Raw genomic sequence first — 14,871 nt, 5'->3', positions numbered from 1 at the left:
ATGACTTCGGTGACCGGGAACAACTAACATCGAAAACAAACTTCGGAACTTAAGTATCGCTGTGAGATACTTATATATTGTTTGCGACAATCCTAAATGAGATATCGTCAGCCCGTCAATAGGAGGAATTCATGCGGCGCAGTATTGTCAACAGCGAACTGGGCGTCAGGTCTCCCACCGAAGAAGAGCTCGAAGACCCGTTGTTCGTGCAGGCCGCGGCGAGAACCCTGCAGGTGCTGTCCGCCTTCCATCGCGCGGTGCGGCCCATGAGCCTGGACGAAATCGCCGAGGCGTCGGGAGTGGGCCGCAGCAGCACCCAGCGCATTCTCAACACCCTGCGCGTGCTCGGCTATGTCGAGCGCAGCGACGGAGGACGCGGCTACGTCCCCGGCATACGCATCCTCGACCATGCGCTGGACTACCTGCGGCTCAATACCCTGATTTCGCGCGCCTCCCCCGTCCTGCTCGACCTGCGGCGCAATGCGCTGGAGCGTGTCGACCTCAGCGTGTTCGACGACCTGCGATTGGTCTACGCCTCGCGCCTGCAGAGCAAGCGGGAGACCTTCTTCGCCACCCTGGTGGGGCACAGCGTGCCCACGTTCTGCACCGCCGGCGGGCGAGCCATCCTGTCCCACCTGCCCGGCGCCGAGGTCGACGACATCATCGCCCGCTCCGACCGCACCCCGTTCACGGACAAGACCATCACCGCGCCCAGGGAGATCCGCAAGAAAGTCGAACAGGCGCGCGTGTCCGGCTACGCCGTCACCATCGAGGAGGTGCTGGTGGGAGAGATAGGCATAGGCGTGGCGGTGCTGGGCGCCGACGGCCGTCCGGTCGGCGCGATACATATCGCGGGCTCGCTGAGCGAGTGGACGCCCGAAGCCTTCACCGCGCGATTCGCGCCGCTGGCGGTGGAAGCCGCCACGGCCATCAATCGCCTGAGCTGAGACGGCGCCCGCGCCGGCAGCCCGTATCCGGGCCATGGGCTCGCGCGGGCATGCCCATGGCCGCGCCTTACGCGGCCGAGCGCGCCGCGCCGCCCACGGGTTCGGCCACGAAGTCCAGCAGATCGTGGAACAGCTCGCGCCAGAGCCGATCGGACATCGGAAATCCAGCCACATGCCGCATGAAAAACGCACCTTCGGCAGCAAGAAAAGCAATGCGCAACAGCCGCTCTTCCTGAGTTTCCGCCGAGAACTTGCCGACGCGCGACGCGTACCACTTCGCCATCACGCCCTCGGTCGCATCCGAGCCGACCAGCGCCGTCAGGACCGCCGCCAGCCTTGAGTTGGCCTCGGACGATTCCTTGCCGGTGATCTTGACATGCCTGCGCACACGCTCGCGCAGCGACGATTGCGGGCCGATCTTCTTCTGGTAGGCGCGCTGTTCCTTGCGCAGCCACCTTTCCAGCAAGGCCTCCATCATGGCCTCGCGCGTGCCGAACACGGACTGGACGCTCGCCTTGGACAGGCCGGCCGCCTCGGCCAGCCCGCCAAAGGAGATCGTCACGGCGCCCGCCTCCGAAATGATGGATTCGGCGATATCCAGCAAACGCTCTCGATCTATCGTGCGGGGTCTGACCATCTAGGCGTCCAAATTCAATTATGATACGATCATATGATAACAAGTCGGAGCCCCGGGGTTCGTGTCGCCTCGTGCCTCCACCTCGTGCCTCCATATGGCGCGTGACGCCGCGCCCGTTGTCCCGCCGCGAGCCCGGCTTCACTGGCCGCCGTTGGCGTAATGCAATATGAAGTCTCGGCCCCGTCTCGGCAGGGGCCCATCTACTGGTTGGAGAGGACGCTATGAATAGTGACGCCCTCTTCCAATTGGGGATCGTTCCGGCATCGCTGAACACGACCCAAACGGAAGACAGAACTATCGTGACCGCAACGCGAATCGCATTCGCGTCGGCCGCGCGTGCGCTGCATCCGTTGCATGGCGCGCTGCACCACAAGGCTGGCACGCTGCTTCCCCACTCGGACCGAATGCGTACCTGAGGCCAGCGCCGCGCTGCGGCGTGCCTCCACCCGCCATCGCCTTCACGGGCTCCCGGCTTCGCGGCCGATCGCCCGGCCACTTTCCTATTGCAACACTCCACGCATGGCCTTGCGAGCCCCGTGCGTGGCATTGCCCCGCCATGTTGAAAACGCCTTACTACCTGATCGACAAACGTGCCCTGCTCCAGAACCTGGAGGTCATACGCCGCATCCGCGAGCGATCCGGGGCGAAGGTCCTGCTCGCGCTCAAGTGCTTCGCCACCTGGAGCGTATTCGACCTGATGCGCGAGTACATGGACGGCACGACATCGTCGTCGCTGTTCGAAGTCCGCCTGGGCCGCGAGAAATTCGGCGGCGAGACCCATGCCTACAGCGTGGCCTATGCCGAGGACGACATCGACGACGTGGTCGCCTGCGCCGACAAGATCATCTTCAACTCGCTGTCGCAGCTCGAGCGCTACGCGCCGCGCGCCTCGGCCATACCGCGGGGGCTGCGCCTGAACCCCGGCATCAGCGTGTCCGGCTATGACCTGGCCAACCCCGCCAGGCCCTTCAGCCGCCTGGGCGAAACGGACCTGGACAGGATCGCGCAAGCCATGCCGATGATCGACGGCTTCATGGTCCACAACAATTGCGAGAACCGCGATTTCACCCGCTTCGACGCCCTGCTGACCGAACTCGAGCATCGCTACGGCCACCTGCTTGGGCAAATCAACTGGATCAGCCTGGGCGGCGGGATCCACTTCACCGAGCCCGGATACGCGCTGGACGCTTTCTGCGACCGCTTGCGCCGCTTCTCGGAGCAGTACGGCGTCCAGGTATACCTGGAGCCGGGCGAAGCGGCCATCACCAATACGGCCACACTGGAAGTGACGGTGCTGGACGTGATGCGCAACGAAAAGAACCTGGCCATCGTCGACGCGGCGACCGAGGCCCACATGCTCGACCTGCTGATCTACCGCATGAGCGCGCGCGTGCAGCCCGACCAGGGCCCGCACCGCTACGTCATCTATGGCAACTCCTGCCTGGCGGGCGACGTGTTCGGCGAATTCAGCTTCGAATCGCCGCTGCAACCCGGTTCGCGGATTTCCATCCAGGACGCCGCGGGGTACACGATGGTCAAGAAGAACTGGTTCAACGGCGTGCGCATGCCCGCCATCGCGATCCGGGAACTGGATGGAGAAATTCGGCTGGTGCGGGAGTTCGGCTACCAGGATTACGTAGACAGCCTGTCCTGAGGAACTGGCTCTGTTGATTGAAGCGAGGTCAAAATGAAACGAAACGTCCTGATCATCGGCGCCGGCGGCGTGGCGCACGTGGTCGCGCACAAATGCGCGCAGCACAACGCCACGCTCGGCGAAATCCACATCGCGTCGCGCACGCTGGACAAGGCCCAGGGAATCGTCCGCTCGGTCCATGCCATGGGCAACCTGCAAACCAACGGCGTCGTGAAAGCGCATGGCCTGAACGCACTGGACATCAAGGCGACCGCCGCGCTCATCCGCGCCACCAATGCGCGCATCGTCATCCAGGCCGGCACCTCGTTCCTGAACATGGCCGTGCTCGCCGCATGCATCGAAACCGGCGCGGCCTACATCGACACGGCCATCCACGAAGACCCCGCGAAGACCTGCGAGGCGCCGCCCTGGTACGCGAACTACGAGTGGAAGCAGGCGCAGGCCTGCGCCGACGCCGGCGTGACCGCGATCCTGGGCGCGGGCTTCGACCCCGGCGTGGTCAACGCCTACGCTAAGCTGGCGGTCGACGAACTGTTCGACGAGGTCAGCTCGATCGACATCATCGATACCAACGCGGGCTCGCACGGCAAGTACTTCGCCACCAACTTCGATCCCGAGATCAACTTCCGCGAGTTCACCGGATCCGTCTGGTCATGGCAGGAAGGCCGCTGGTGCGAGAACCGCATGTTCGAAGAGCAGCGCGCCTGGGACCTGCCCGTGGTCGGCCGCCAGACCACCTACCTGACCGGCCATGACGAGATCCACTCGCTGTCGACGCACCTGAACGTCCCCAACATCCGCTTCTGGATGGGCTTCAGCGACCACTACATCAACGTCTTCACCGTGCTGAACTCCCTCGGCCTGCTGTCCGAGCAACCGGTGCGCACGGCCGAGGGCCAGCAGGTCGTCCCGCTGAAAGTGGTCAAGGCCGTGCTGCCCGACCCCGCGTCCCTGGCCCGCACCTACAAGGGCAAGACCTGCATCGGCGACCTGGTCCGCGGCGTCAAGGACGGCCGCCCCCATGAGGTCCTGATCTACAACGTGTGCGACCACGAGCAGGCCTACCGCGAAGTGGGCAGCCAGGCCATCTCGTATACGGCCGGCGTGCCCGCCACCGCGGCCGCGCTGCTGATCGCCGACGGCGCGTGGGACAACCGCAAGATGAACAACATCGAGCAACTCGCGCCGCGCCCGTGGCTGCAGCTGCTGGAGACCATGGGGCTGCCGTCCCGGATCCGCGATGCGCACGGCGACCGCGCGCTGCTCAGCCCATGCGGGAAGCTGCTGAAAGCCGCCTGACGCCGCCATCGCCCCGGCCTGCGCCATCCCGGGCCGGGCCCCGCGCGCTGGTCAGCTAGGCATCGGCGCCGTGTTCCCACGCGCGCATGCGGGAGCGGCAGTGCCGTAGCGCGCGCGTGAGGTGCTTGTGCACCATATCAACGGAAATGCCGAGGCTGTTGGCGATTTCATCGTGCGACATGCCTTCGACCTGCCGCATCAGGAAGGCCTGACGGCAGGCCGGCGGCAACTCCTGCAGGGCCCGTTCCAGCCGCGCCAGTTGCTGCCGGCGGTAGAGCCGCTCGTCCTGCAGCGGCGCTTCGCACCGGACGGCTTCTGCGGCGGCGTCCAGCGGCATGACCTGGCTGCCGCGACGGTTGCGATACAGGTCCGTGCAAAGATTCAGGGCGGCCCGGAACAGAAATGCGCGCGGCTGGACGATGGCGCAGCTGCCATTGCGATCGAGCACGCGCGCATAGGCCTCCTGGGCGACATCGGCGGCGTCATGCGAATTGCCGAGTTTTCGCGCAAGGAACCGCAACAACTCCGTGTAGTACTGCTCCATCCAGGCCTTCCCCCGCGTCGACCGACCAAGGCGCAAATGCGGAATCCTGCATAATGCCGCCTGAAACCGTGCTCTCCCCAGGCCGTGCACGGCGCCAAATGTGTAACAAATCTCATTTATATTAACAGCCATGGCTGTCCCACCCAGCAAGCAGGACGACCTCCTGACCGAGCAGGCCGTGCAATGGTGCGTGCGCATCCACGATGCGTCCTGTTCCGAGCAGGACCGCGCGGCGCTGCAAGCCTGGCTCGAAGCAGATCCGCGCCACGCCCGCGAGTACGAAGCGGTGCGCGATATCTGGACGCTGGCGCAGGACCTGCCGGCCCATGAGGCGCCGGCCAAGGCCTGCGCGCCGCGGCGCCGTCCCTATCCCGCCGCCCGCCGGGCGCTGGGCGCCTGCGCGCTGGGCCTGGCCTGCTGGGCAGCCGGCTGGTGGTTCGCCGTACTGCCCAGTTCCTACCACCGCTACGCCAGCGATGCGCGGGTGGCCACGGTCACGCTGGGCGACGGCACCGAAGTCGACATGAACATCGACACGGCCATGGTGTATCGCAACTACCGGGACGCGCGCCGTGTGCGCCTGAGCGACGGGGAGGCCTATTTCCGCGTGTTCCACGACGCCAGCCATCCCTTCGTGGTCGAAGCCGGGGCCGGGACGATCACCGTTACCGGCACGGCATTCAATGTCTGGAAATCGGGCGACAACGTCGTCGTCACGCTGGTCGAGGGCCGCGTGGACCTGCGCGCCAGCGCCACCGGCAAGACGGTAAGCCTGCAACCGCTGACGCAGGCACGCTACGCCGGGCGCGGCGAGCCTGTCACGCGCGCCGTCGACGGCGCGCAGTCCGCGGCCTGGCGCCACGGCAAGCTGGTGCTCGACAACACCACGCTGCGCGACGCCATCATGCAGATCAACCGCTACCTGCCCGCCGAGGCGCGCTACACGGCGGTGGATCCCGCCATCGCGGGCCTGCGCCTGGGCGGCACCTACGATGTGCGCAATGTGGGCGAACTGGCCCGCGCGCTGCCTGACATCCTGCCCGTGCGTACGGTACGCAAGGCCGACGGCAGCCTGGCGCTGGTTCCCAACCCGCCTCGATAAGCCGCGGCGCAGGTTTGCGATAGCGCCGCGCAGCGGCCGGCCGAGACTCGCGTGACGTTTCATTTTGTTTCAATTTTGCGTTCCCAGGAGGTCTGGCCGTTCCGTCTTAGAGATTGGTAGTGGTAATTACTTTCAATCTCTTTTCGGTTAAACATTCCATGCGAGCCAGACCGAGCGCGGCAACCCGCGCCCTGCACTCATCGTCGCGCCCCCGCCGCCTGATCCCTGCCCTGCTGGGCGCGCTTGCCTGCCTGGGCACTGGCGTACAGGCCGCGCCCATCGACGTCGATATCCCGCCCCAGAACCTGGCCCAAGCCCTGCACCAGCTTGGCCGGCAAGCCAACCTGCAGGTCCTGTACAGCCAGGACCTGGTCGATGGCCAGCGCAGCCCCGCCGTGCAGGGCCGCATGGAACCTGCCGAAGCGCTGGAACGCCTGCTGAAAGGCCGCAACATCCGCTATTCGATCCAGCACAACACCGTCACGCTCACGCCCATGCCGCTGACTGCGACGCTGCCGGCAATCAGCGTGGTCGGCGCCCTGCCTGACTCCGACACCTACGTGGCCACAGGCACGACAGCCGGCACCAAGACGGACACGCCGCTGATCGAAATACCGCAATCCATTTCGGTGGTGACCGCCGCGCAGATCCGCGAGCAGAATCCGCAGACGCTGGGCGACGCCGTGCGCTACACGCCCGGTATCGTGGTGCAGGAAGGATTCAACCGCACCGACGATCCTTTCATCATCCGCGGCTTCGACGTCCGCACCAATCCCGGCGTCATGTTCCGCGACGGGCTGAAAATCCCCCTGCCCCATTACAGCGCGATGTCCGAACCCTACGCGCTCGAACGCATCGAGGTCGTGAAAGGCCCCGCTTCGGTGCTGTACGGACAGGCCTCGCCAGGCGGCATCGTCAACGTGGTGTCCAAGCGGCCGACAGACAGCCCGCTGCGCGAGCTGCAGCTGAGCGGCGGCTCGCACAGCAACAGGCAGCTCGCCGGCGACTTCGGCGGACGCATCGACGACGAGGGACGGCTGACCTACCGCCTGACCGGCCTGGCGCGCAATGCCGACACGATGATCGACCATGTCCCGGACGACCGCTACTATCTCGCCCCCGCGCTGACCTGGCGCATCAGCCCGGACACCTCGCTGACGCTGCTGGCGAGCTACATGAAGAACAAGACCATCAACAACGCCGGCTACCCGCTCGAAGGCACGGTCAAGTACAACCCCAACGGCCGCATCCCGCGTCACCGCTTCACCGGCGAGCCGGACTGGAGCAAGTGGGACCAGGAGGTCGCCAACGTGGGGTACCAGTTTGCGCACCGCTTCAACGACACCTGGCAATTCAAGCAGAACCTGGGCTACGCCCAGTCGCGCAACCGCGTCAACCACGCCTACTGGTGGACCTGGGTGCCCGGAAGCGACTTCTCCACGGCCGAGCGCGGCGCCTACCGCCGCGACGATGACGCCCACGGCGTGAGCATCGACAACCAGTTCGAGGCCACGTGGCAATCCGGCCGCTTCAGGCACAACACGCTGTTCGGCCTCGATTACACCGAAACCTCGTTCACCCGCAAACAGTACGCCGGCTACAACAACCTCGCCCCGATCGACTTCTTCGATCCGGCGTACGGCTCGGACGTACTGCTGCCGGCGAAGCCGGACACCTACACCAACGAGAAGCGCAGCCAGCTCGGCCTGTACTTGCAGGACCAGATAAAGTTCGACGACAAACTGGTGGTGGTGCTCAGCGGCCGCTACGACAATGCCGACGGCTCGACGCTGAACAAGCTGAGCGGCGTCAATACCCGCACCGGCGACAACGCGTTCACGTGGCGCACCGGCCTGCTCTACCTTGCGGACAACGGTCTGGCGCCCTATATCAGCTATTCGACTTCGTTCCAGCCGCAGGCCGGCACCACCTCGCCCGCACGCGGCACCACGCCCTTCGACCCGACCAAGGGCAAGCAGTGGGAAGCCGGCGTGAAGTACCAGCCCAATGGTTCGAACTCGTTCATCACCGCATCCGTCTTCGAGCTGACGCGCACCAACGTCCCCACGACCGACCCCGCCAACCCCGTCTACAGCGTGCAGGAAGGCGAGGTGCGCTCGCGCGGCCTCGAATTGTCGGCCACCGCCAACCTGGCCTCGGGCTGGAACCTGATCGCGGCCTACACGTATACCGACGCGGAAATCACCAAGAGCAACTCCAACACGCTAGGCAACACGCCCGAGGCCGTGCCGCGCAACATGGCGTCGCTATGGTCCGACTACACCGTCCCGTCCGGTGCGCTGGCGGGGTTGAATATCGGCGCCGGCGTGCGCTACATGGGCTCGACCTACAACAACACCAATGCCGCCAAGGTCGGCGACTACACCGTGTTCGACGCCGCCGTGCGCTACGACTTCGGGGCGCGCAGCCCGTCCCTGAAAGGCTGGACGGCCGATCTCACCGTGCGCAACCTGTTCGACAAGGACTACGTGGCCTCGTGCACCTATGCCTGCTTCTACGGAGAAGGCAGGACCGTGCTGGGCCGGGTCACGTACAAATGGTAGGGAACGCGGCCGGCGTCAGCGCGCCGCTTCCGCGACCGCCTCGATGGTGATGCGCAGCTGGACCTCGTCGCTGACATCCGGCGCGAACGCGTCCACGCCGAAATCGCTGCGCTTCAATGTCGTCGTGGCGTCGAAACCGATGGCAGGACGCTGCGCCATCGGGTGCATGCCCTGCCCGTTCCGGCGCGCCTGCAGGACCACCGGCTTGTCGATGCCCTTGATGCGCAGGATGCCGTCGATCTGCAGCCTGCCGTCGCCCCGGTCGGTCACCGAGGTGCTCTTGAAGCGGATATCGGGATACCTGGCTGCCTCGAAGAACTGGACGCCCTGCAGCATCCCGTCCAGCTTGGGAACGTGCGAAGTCAGCTTCGACACCGGTATGCGCAGATCGACCGCCGAATCCGCCGGACTGGCCGCGTCGTAGCGCACCACGCCGGTGACGCCGCCCGCGTGCGCCGTGGGCTTGGAGAAGCCCAGGTGGTCCCAGGTCACCACGATTTCGGTGTGCTCCGGATCGATCTGGTAATCGACCGGCGCGGCCTGCGCCGACAGGCCAGCCAGCGCCAGGAGCGTGGCGGCGAAATAGGCAGGGTAGTTTTTCTTCATGGATGCGCTTTGGTGCCTGGCCTCCGGAAACCGGAAGCGCCCTGGTTCATGGCGGCGGCCAGGCCAGCCGGCCGCCGGAGCGTGCGAACCTACAGGTGGAAATCCCCCGCGGCTTCCGGCTGGTAGAGCACTTTCTCGATCCAGATCCGGCGGGTGCGGTCCGAAATCCGCCAGTCGACGGCATCGCCTTCCTGGTAGCCCAGGATCGCGGTGCCGAAGTCGGAAAAGACAGATAGTTTCCCGGCGCTGTCGTCCGCGTCGTCAGGATAGACCAGCGCCACCTCCACTTGCTCGTCGTCCACGTTCAGCAAGGCCCTGGAGTTCATCGTCACGACATTGCCCGCCACTTGCCGCGGATCCACCACGACGGCGCGCTCGACCTCGTGCTCCAGCTCGGCAAGCGCCGGGCCCTGTTCGAGCTCGAGCAGGCTCCTGAGCCGGGCCTGGTCGATTTCGGTGATCTGGATTCCACTGGGCTCGCCCGCCGCGCTTTCGCGCAAGAACCGGAGATAGCGCTCCACAGTCATGGAGAATGACTTCAGCGTCGGCGTTTCGCTTTCCAGCACGAAACCGCAACGCAGGAAGGCGTTCAACGAACGTTCGTTGTCCGGGTGGACCTTGGCGATGAGCCGCGCGGCCCGCATCTCGAAGAAGGCCAGCTTCATGCCTTCGCGGATGGCGCTGGCGCCCAGCTTGCGGCCCCAGTTGTCGCGGTTTCCGATGACCAGGACGATCTCGCAGTCCGACCCCGTCTTGACGAGACGGACAAAACCCACCGGCACGTCATGCCGGTCATAGGCCATGAAGAATCGGCCGCCCTGGTTGAACAGATGGGTCAGGACCGGCAACTGGACCCGGTCGATGACCTGTTCGATGAACCGCGAGACATGGCGCGAATCGCTCAGATGACGGGTGACATGCTCGTCCTCCAGCCAATCCATCAGAGTCAGCGCGTGCGCCCGGGTAATTTCCGGACACAGCGAAATGAAAGGCTTGTTCATCTTCACCACATTTGGTTGTAAAGAATGAAAGCCCTTCATGGCCACGGCCATGACGGTTCTTTCCACAAAGCGGCCATTTTAAGCCAGCACGCGCGCAGGGGTTGATTCGGGGTTCTGCCGCTGCGTAAACCGCGCGCCGCGGCGCGCGACCGCACGATGAAGTTTTCTTCAGGCCGGAGATGAAATATCGTCGGGTGACACCGCACGCCACGCCCCATAGTATCTGTCACACGCAAAGCAATGGACGGGTAATTGACCGTCCATTTCCAATATATGGAGTGACAAATGACGAGCTATACAGCGGCGGGGCTAGGCGAACTGGTCCAAAGGGACGGAGCGCTTGTCAATGGACGCATCTACACCGACCCGGAGATCTTCGGCCTGGAAATGGAGAGGATATTCTCGAAGGTCTGGGTATACGTGGGCCACGAAAGCCAGGTCGCCAATCCGGGCGATTATATGACCGGCTACCTGGCTCAGCAGCCGATCATCCTGACCCGCGATCGCGCCGGGCAGATACACGTGCTGTTCAATCGCTGCACCCACCGCGGCGCCAAAATCGTCAATCGCGAGCGCGGCAACGAACGCCTGCTGACCTGTATGTACCACGGCTGGGCCTTCGGGCACGATGGCGAATTGCGCGGAATTCCCTTGAAAAAGGATTTCCCCGCCGAGGCGGTCGAACCGTGCAAGGCAAGCCTGGCCCGACCACCACGCGTGGACGCGTATCGCGGATTCATCTTCGCGAGCCTGAATCCCGATGTGGAGCCGCTCCGCGACTACCTGGGAGCAGCCGCCTCCGGGATCGACGAAATCGTTGATCGTGCCCCGGCCGGCACGATCCGCCTGAGCGCCGGCTGCCATCGCTATATCTACGAAGGCAATTGGAAACTGCAGACAGACAACCTGGGCGATATGTACCACCCCGTGGCGTGCCACAGCTCCACCGTCGACGAGGACGGCAAGCAGTTCAAGCGGCGGCCTGGCGACGAAGGCGGCCGCGCCGCCTTCCTGGGTGCCGATGGCGAACCCATCGTCATCCAGACCGGCGTGCGCGGATTTCTCCGGGGACACAGCTCCGAGGCAAGCCTGTTCGGCGCCAACGATATCGTCAAGGAAGAGACGCGGCAGCGCGGCGGCATCATCGACGAATATCGATCCCTGCTGATCGAACAGCATGGCGTGGAAAAGACCGATGAAATCCTGAAGAACCGCCGCCACAGCATGACGCTGTTCCCGAATCTGGATGTGCTCATGGTGCAGACGTCCGTGCGGGTGGTCATCCCGCTTGCCTACAACCGTACCGAGGTGCGCATCTATCCCGTCCACCTGGATGGCGCGCCGGATGAGTTGAACCGCCAGATCATCAAGTTCCTCAATATCACTCATTCCGCGGCGTCCTTCATCCAGACCGATGACCTGGAAGCGTTCAAGCGCCAGCAGGAGGGATTAGCCGCCCGCTCGCCGCAATGGCTGATCGTGGCGCGTGGTCAAGGCAGCGAGATCGACGAGGGCAATGGCGCATATTTCGGGCCGCGCGCCAGCGAGGTCGGCCAGCGCATGCGCCATCAGTATTGGCGCGAACTCATGATGGCGGAGTAAGGATAATGTTGAAGAAGATCGACGATAGCGAGTCGTTGCTGGATACCGCCGCCCTGGCGCCGCTGCAGCGGTTTGTCGAGCGCGAATGCCGTCTGCTGGACGAACAGCGCTTCGAGGAATGGCTGGCGCTCTATTTGCCGGAGGCCACATACTGGGCGCCGGCGACACGCGACAACCCCGATCCGGATTCGCAGGTATCGCTGTTCTGGGACGACAAGGAGACGATGCAGACACGCGTGCAACGCCTGCTGCACCCGGAAATCCACAGCCAGATTCCGGCTTCGGTGACGGTCCGGCTGACCAGCAACTTCAGGGCGGCCGTGGCACCCGGCGGCGAGAAAGATGCCTATCAGGTGGAATGTCGATTCATCATGGTCGAAGACCGGCTGGGCAGCCCTCGGCAGCAATTCGCCGGCACGTTCAATTACTTGCTTGTGCAAAATGGCGCAGCGTTCCGTATCCGGCAAAAGCGGGTCGATCTGACCAATTGCGACCACGCCTTCCATACGCTGACGCAGCCGTTCTAGGGGCCGCGCCCTGCGCTGCCTGGTAGCGCACGACTCGTTGCCCTCACGCCGATCGTCGCCGCCTGGCATGGGGCGACGAGCCGGCGCCGGTGGTTGCCGAGCGCTTCCGCGGCCGCCGCCGCGGGCGGTCAAGCCAGCCGTTGCGCCGACGTGCCCTTGGCATTGGACAGCGCCGCTTCCTGCCTCAGCCACTCCTTGAATATCGTGAGCCGGCTGTCATTGCCCGTCGATGCATCCTTGACCAGATAATAGCTTCGGTCGATTCGCACCTGCTCATCGAACGGCAGATACAGGATGCCATCGCGCAGGAGTGACTCCGCCAGCACAGGCGTCGATACGACGACGCCCAGTTGGTCGGCCGCCGCCGACAGCGCGAGCAAGGCGTGGGTGAAGTGCATTTCCTTGGCAGGCTTGCCGTCGGCCAGGCCGGCGGCCGCCAGCCAGCGTTGCCAAAACGACGCGCTGCCATACAGCGTGCCACGATCATCGTGCAACCAGGGAAGCTCCAGCAAGCGGCTGCCCATGGCTTGTTTCTCGCCCTTCGGCAGCAGCGCGGGCGAGCACATCGGCGCGATGTACAGAGGAATCAGTTCCTCATGTTCGAACCCGCCGAATTGCCCGTTGCCATAGGCAATCACCAGGTCCGCTTCCTGGACCCAATCCTGGACGTTGTTCACGCCGCTTTGCTGTTCCTGGCGCAGCTGGGCCGCCTGCCGCAGCCGTGTCGTGACACGCACGTCGATATCCGGATACAGCAGCGAGAAGCGGTGCAAGCGCGGGAACAGCCACAGCGACGCGAACGACGGCGACGTGTTGACGGTAATGATGTCGGGCCCGCGATGTTTGCGCAACTTGTCAACGCCCACCTTCAGCGACTCGAACCCCTGCTGCAGGTACGGCAGGCAGGAAACCGCCGCATCTGTCAGGACCAGGCCTCGTCCAGTGCGCTCGAATAACTTGACGCCGAGCAGGTCTTCCAACTGCTGGATCTGATGGCTGACCGCGGTGGGGGTGACATGCAGTTCAGCCGCCGCGAGTTTGACACTGCGATATCGAGCGGCCGCCTCGAACGTCCGCAGGGCAGTGAGAGAAGGAAGCGACATGAGTAGATGAATTTAATTGAGTTCTGAGATGACGAATGCTCGATTGAATGTGCCGCAGGCGCTATCTATCATGCGATCAAGCCCGTGCGCCTGCGATGACACGATTGTGTTGCCGCATCAGCGAGGCCGCAAGTTGCCATGCGCCTTCGTAGATTACACATCAACACATGGCCACAACTGTAGTTCGGGGTTTACCCGGACTGGCCAGGATGATCGGTTGCCCTATCCGCGCTACCGCGCAGCAACCGCAAAAAGGAGACGTTTCATGAGCCGTAAAAAGTCGCCTCGCGGCGGTTTCCGTTCCCGCCTACGTCGTGCCGGCGGAACGCTTGCTTCAATCATTGTCGCGACGGCCTGTACGCTGCCTGTCACGAGTCCCGCGCGGGCGGAGTATCCGAACCGTCCCGTGACCCTGGTCGTGCCCTACTCTCCCGGTGGCGGAGTCGACGCGGTCGCCCGCGTCTTTGCCAGATCCCTGAGCGATAAGTTCAAGCAATCCGTCGTGGTAGAAAATCGCCCCGGCGCCGGCGCCATGATTGGCATCGACTACGCGAACCGGGCTCGTCCGGACGGCTATACATTGCTGATCGTCGATCCGGCATTTGTCATCAACCCCAGCCTTCAACCGCAGGTGTCGTACAAGGTCAGCGATCTCAAGCCTGTCGGCATTCTTACCGGTTCACCCCTCGTCCTGGTATCGGCAAAGAACTCGCGATTCGATTCCCTTGCCGGGATGCTGAAAATCTCCAAGGTCGAAGGCAAGGGCGTGACGTACGCAACCCCGGGCATTGGCACCACCCCCCATATGGCCGGTGAACTGCTGCGCGAAACGCAGGGCGCGAATCTGACTCAGGTGCCCTATAAGGGCAGCGGTCCCGCCACGGCGGATGTCATTTCCGGCCAGGTCGATGTCGGCTTCATGAGCATCACCGCGGCGGCGACGTTCCTCAAGGAAAACCGTTTGCAAGGTCTGGCTACCTCGGGCACGGCGCGCTCCACGGTTCTGCCTGACTTGCCGACAATCGCGGAAGTTACCCAATCCGACTACAGCGTGTTGTTCTGGACCGGGTTGTTCATTTCCGCGAAGGTGCCTGACGAGATTCAGCAATCACTGGCCGCCGCGGTGCAGGCCGTTTATGCGGATCCGGCCTACGCAAAAGGGCTCGCCGGCCTGGGTGAAACCCCGGTGGGGACCAAGCTGGCCGATCCCGGGCAATACGTCAACGCTGAATACAGCAAATGGGCAGCGCTGATAGCCAAGGCCAATCTCAAGCAGAAAGACTGA

The 14,871-nt window shown here is 64.2% G+C and carries 13 protein-coding genes; 8 read left to right on the top strand and 5 right to left on the bottom strand.

What is annotated here, in order from left to right; translation table 11 throughout:
- Positions 1-131 precede the first annotated feature (131 nt).
- Positions 132-947: an IclR family transcriptional regulator gene (locus EL288_RS04385; protein ID WP_003814457.1), complete on the top strand. Its 816-nt coding sequence runs from the start codon at positions 132-134 to the stop codon at positions 945-947.
- A 67-nt stretch (positions 948-1,014) separates the two neighbouring features.
- Here the strand turns inward: EL288_RS04385 and EL288_RS04380 are convergent, their stop codons facing one another.
- On the bottom strand, positions 1,015-1,584 hold the full coding sequence (locus tag EL288_RS04380) for a TetR/AcrR family transcriptional regulator (RefSeq protein ID WP_003814459.1): 570 nt from the start codon (positions 1,582-1,584) through the stop codon (positions 1,015-1,017).
- Positions 1,585-2,140: 556 nt separating this feature from the next.
- Here EL288_RS04380 and nspC point away from each other — a divergent pair.
- Together nspC and EL288_RS04370 are read left to right on the top strand one after the other, a co-directional pair.
- The gene (gene nspC / locus EL288_RS04375) at positions 2,141-3,238 is read left to right on the top strand and encodes a carboxynorspermidine decarboxylase (RefSeq protein WP_003814461.1); all 1,098 of its coding nucleotides are present in this window, start codon (positions 2,141-2,143) and stop codon (positions 3,236-3,238) included.
- Positions 3,239-3,271: 33 nt separating this feature from the next.
- Positions 3,272-4,537, top strand: a complete 1,266-nt coding sequence (locus EL288_RS04370; protein ID WP_003814462.1) for a saccharopine dehydrogenase family protein — start codon at positions 3,272-3,274, stop codon at positions 4,535-4,537.
- Between the two features lie 55 nt (positions 4,538-4,592).
- On the opposite strand, the gene EL288_RS04365 is transcribed toward EL288_RS04370, so the two are convergent.
- Entirely contained in the window at positions 4,593-5,081 is a 489-nt protein-coding gene (locus tag EL288_RS04365) for a sigma-70 family RNA polymerase sigma factor (protein ID WP_003814464.1), read from the bottom strand.
- A gap of 130 nt (positions 5,082-5,211) precedes the next feature.
- On the opposite strand from EL288_RS04365, the gene EL288_RS04360 reads away from it, so the two are divergent.
- On the top strand, positions 5,212-6,183 hold the full coding sequence (locus tag EL288_RS04360) for a FecR family protein (protein WP_033449818.1): 972 nt from the start codon (positions 5,212-5,214) through the stop codon (positions 6,181-6,183).
- 119 nt (positions 6,184-6,302) lie between these two features.
- Positions 6,303-8,747 carry a TonB-dependent siderophore receptor gene (locus tag EL288_RS04355; RefSeq protein WP_010927039.1) on the top strand — a complete coding sequence of 815 codons (2,445 nt, stop codon included), beginning with the start codon at positions 6,303-6,305 and terminating at the stop codon, positions 8,745-8,747.
- Between the two features lie 15 nt (positions 8,748-8,762).
- Here the strand turns inward: EL288_RS04355 and EL288_RS04350 are convergent, their stop codons facing one another.
- Both EL288_RS04350 and EL288_RS04345 read right to left on the bottom strand, forming a co-directional pair.
- Positions 8,763-9,353 carry a YceI family protein gene (locus tag EL288_RS04350; RefSeq protein ID WP_003814470.1) on the bottom strand — a complete coding sequence of 197 codons (591 nt, stop codon included), beginning with the start codon at positions 9,351-9,353 and terminating at the stop codon, positions 8,763-8,765.
- 89 nt (positions 9,354-9,442) lie between these two features.
- Positions 9,443-10,405, bottom strand: a complete 963-nt coding sequence (locus EL288_RS04345) for a bifunctional GNAT family N-acetyltransferase/nucleoside diphosphate kinase regulator (protein WP_003814488.1) — start codon at positions 10,403-10,405, stop codon at positions 9,443-9,445.
- A 234-nt stretch (positions 10,406-10,639) separates the two neighbouring features.
- On the opposite strand from EL288_RS04345, the gene EL288_RS04340 reads away from it, so the two are divergent.
- A complete protein-coding gene (locus tag EL288_RS04340; protein ID WP_003814490.1) occupies positions 10,640-11,956 on the top strand; it encodes an aromatic ring-hydroxylating oxygenase subunit alpha in 1,317 nt (438 codons plus the stop codon).
- Between the two features lie 5 nt (positions 11,957-11,961).
- Positions 11,962-12,483 carry an aromatic-ring-hydroxylating dioxygenase subunit beta gene (locus tag EL288_RS04335; RefSeq protein ID WP_003814492.1) on the top strand — a complete coding sequence of 174 codons (522 nt, stop codon included), beginning with the start codon at positions 11,962-11,964 and terminating at the stop codon, positions 12,481-12,483.
- A 128-nt stretch (positions 12,484-12,611) separates the two neighbouring features.
- Here the strand turns inward: EL288_RS04335 and EL288_RS04330 are convergent, their stop codons facing one another.
- Positions 12,612-13,586: a LysR family transcriptional regulator gene (locus tag EL288_RS04330; RefSeq protein WP_003814494.1), complete on the bottom strand. Its 975-nt coding sequence runs from the start codon at positions 13,584-13,586 to the stop codon at positions 12,612-12,614.
- A gap of 265 nt (positions 13,587-13,851) precedes the next feature.
- Here EL288_RS04330 and EL288_RS04325 point away from each other — a divergent pair, with 265 nt between their 5' ends.
- A complete protein-coding gene (locus EL288_RS04325) occupies positions 13,852-14,871 on the top strand; it encodes a tripartite tricarboxylate transporter substrate binding protein (protein WP_010927040.1) in 1,020 nt (339 codons plus the stop codon).

Origin of the sequence: Bordetella bronchiseptica (assembly GCF_900636925.1) — a bacterium.
GTDB lineage: Bacteria > Pseudomonadota > Gammaproteobacteria > Burkholderiales > Burkholderiaceae_B > Bordetella > Bordetella pertussis.
The sequence above is the reverse complement of the archived record's forward strand: the minus strand, read 5'-3'. Positions and strand labels throughout refer to the sequence as shown.

Bases quoted from the DNA above. Each gene is read 5' to 3' on its own strand.
- EL288_RS04385 (WP_003814457.1), top strand. From the start codon at position 132: ATGCGGCGCAGTATTGTCAACAGCGAACTGGGCGTCAGGTCTCCCACC.
- EL288_RS04380 (WP_003814459.1), bottom strand. From the start codon at position 1,584: ATGGTCAGACCCCGCACGATAGATCGAGAGCGTTTGCTGGATATCGCC.
- nspC (WP_003814461.1), top strand. From the start codon at position 2,141: ATGTTGAAAACGCCTTACTACCTGATCGACAAACGTGCCCTGCTCCAG.
- EL288_RS04370 (WP_003814462.1), top strand. From the start codon at position 3,272: ATGAAACGAAACGTCCTGATCATCGGCGCCGGCGGCGTGGCGCACGTG.
- EL288_RS04365 (WP_003814464.1), bottom strand. From the start codon at position 5,081: ATGGAGCAGTACTACACGGAGTTGTTGCGGTTCCTTGCGCGAAAACTC.
- EL288_RS04360 (WP_033449818.1), top strand. From the start codon at position 5,212: ATGGCTGTCCCACCCAGCAAGCAGGACGACCTCCTGACCGAGCAGGCC.
- EL288_RS04350 (WP_003814470.1), bottom strand. From the start codon at position 9,353: ATGAAGAAAAACTACCCTGCCTATTTCGCCGCCACGCTCCTGGCGCTG.
- EL288_RS04345 (WP_003814488.1), bottom strand. From the start codon at position 10,405: ATGGCCGTGGCCATGAAGGGCTTTCATTCTTTACAACCAAATGTGGTG.
- EL288_RS04340 (WP_003814490.1), top strand. From the start codon at position 10,640: ATGACGAGCTATACAGCGGCGGGGCTAGGCGAACTGGTCCAAAGGGAC.
- EL288_RS04335 (WP_003814492.1), top strand. From the start codon at position 11,962: ATGTTGAAGAAGATCGACGATAGCGAGTCGTTGCTGGATACCGCCGCC.
- EL288_RS04330 (WP_003814494.1), bottom strand. From the start codon at position 13,586: ATGTCGCTTCCTTCTCTCACTGCCCTGCGGACGTTCGAGGCGGCCGCT.
- EL288_RS04325 (WP_010927040.1), top strand. From the start codon at position 13,852: ATGAGCCGTAAAAAGTCGCCTCGCGGCGGTTTCCGTTCCCGCCTACGT.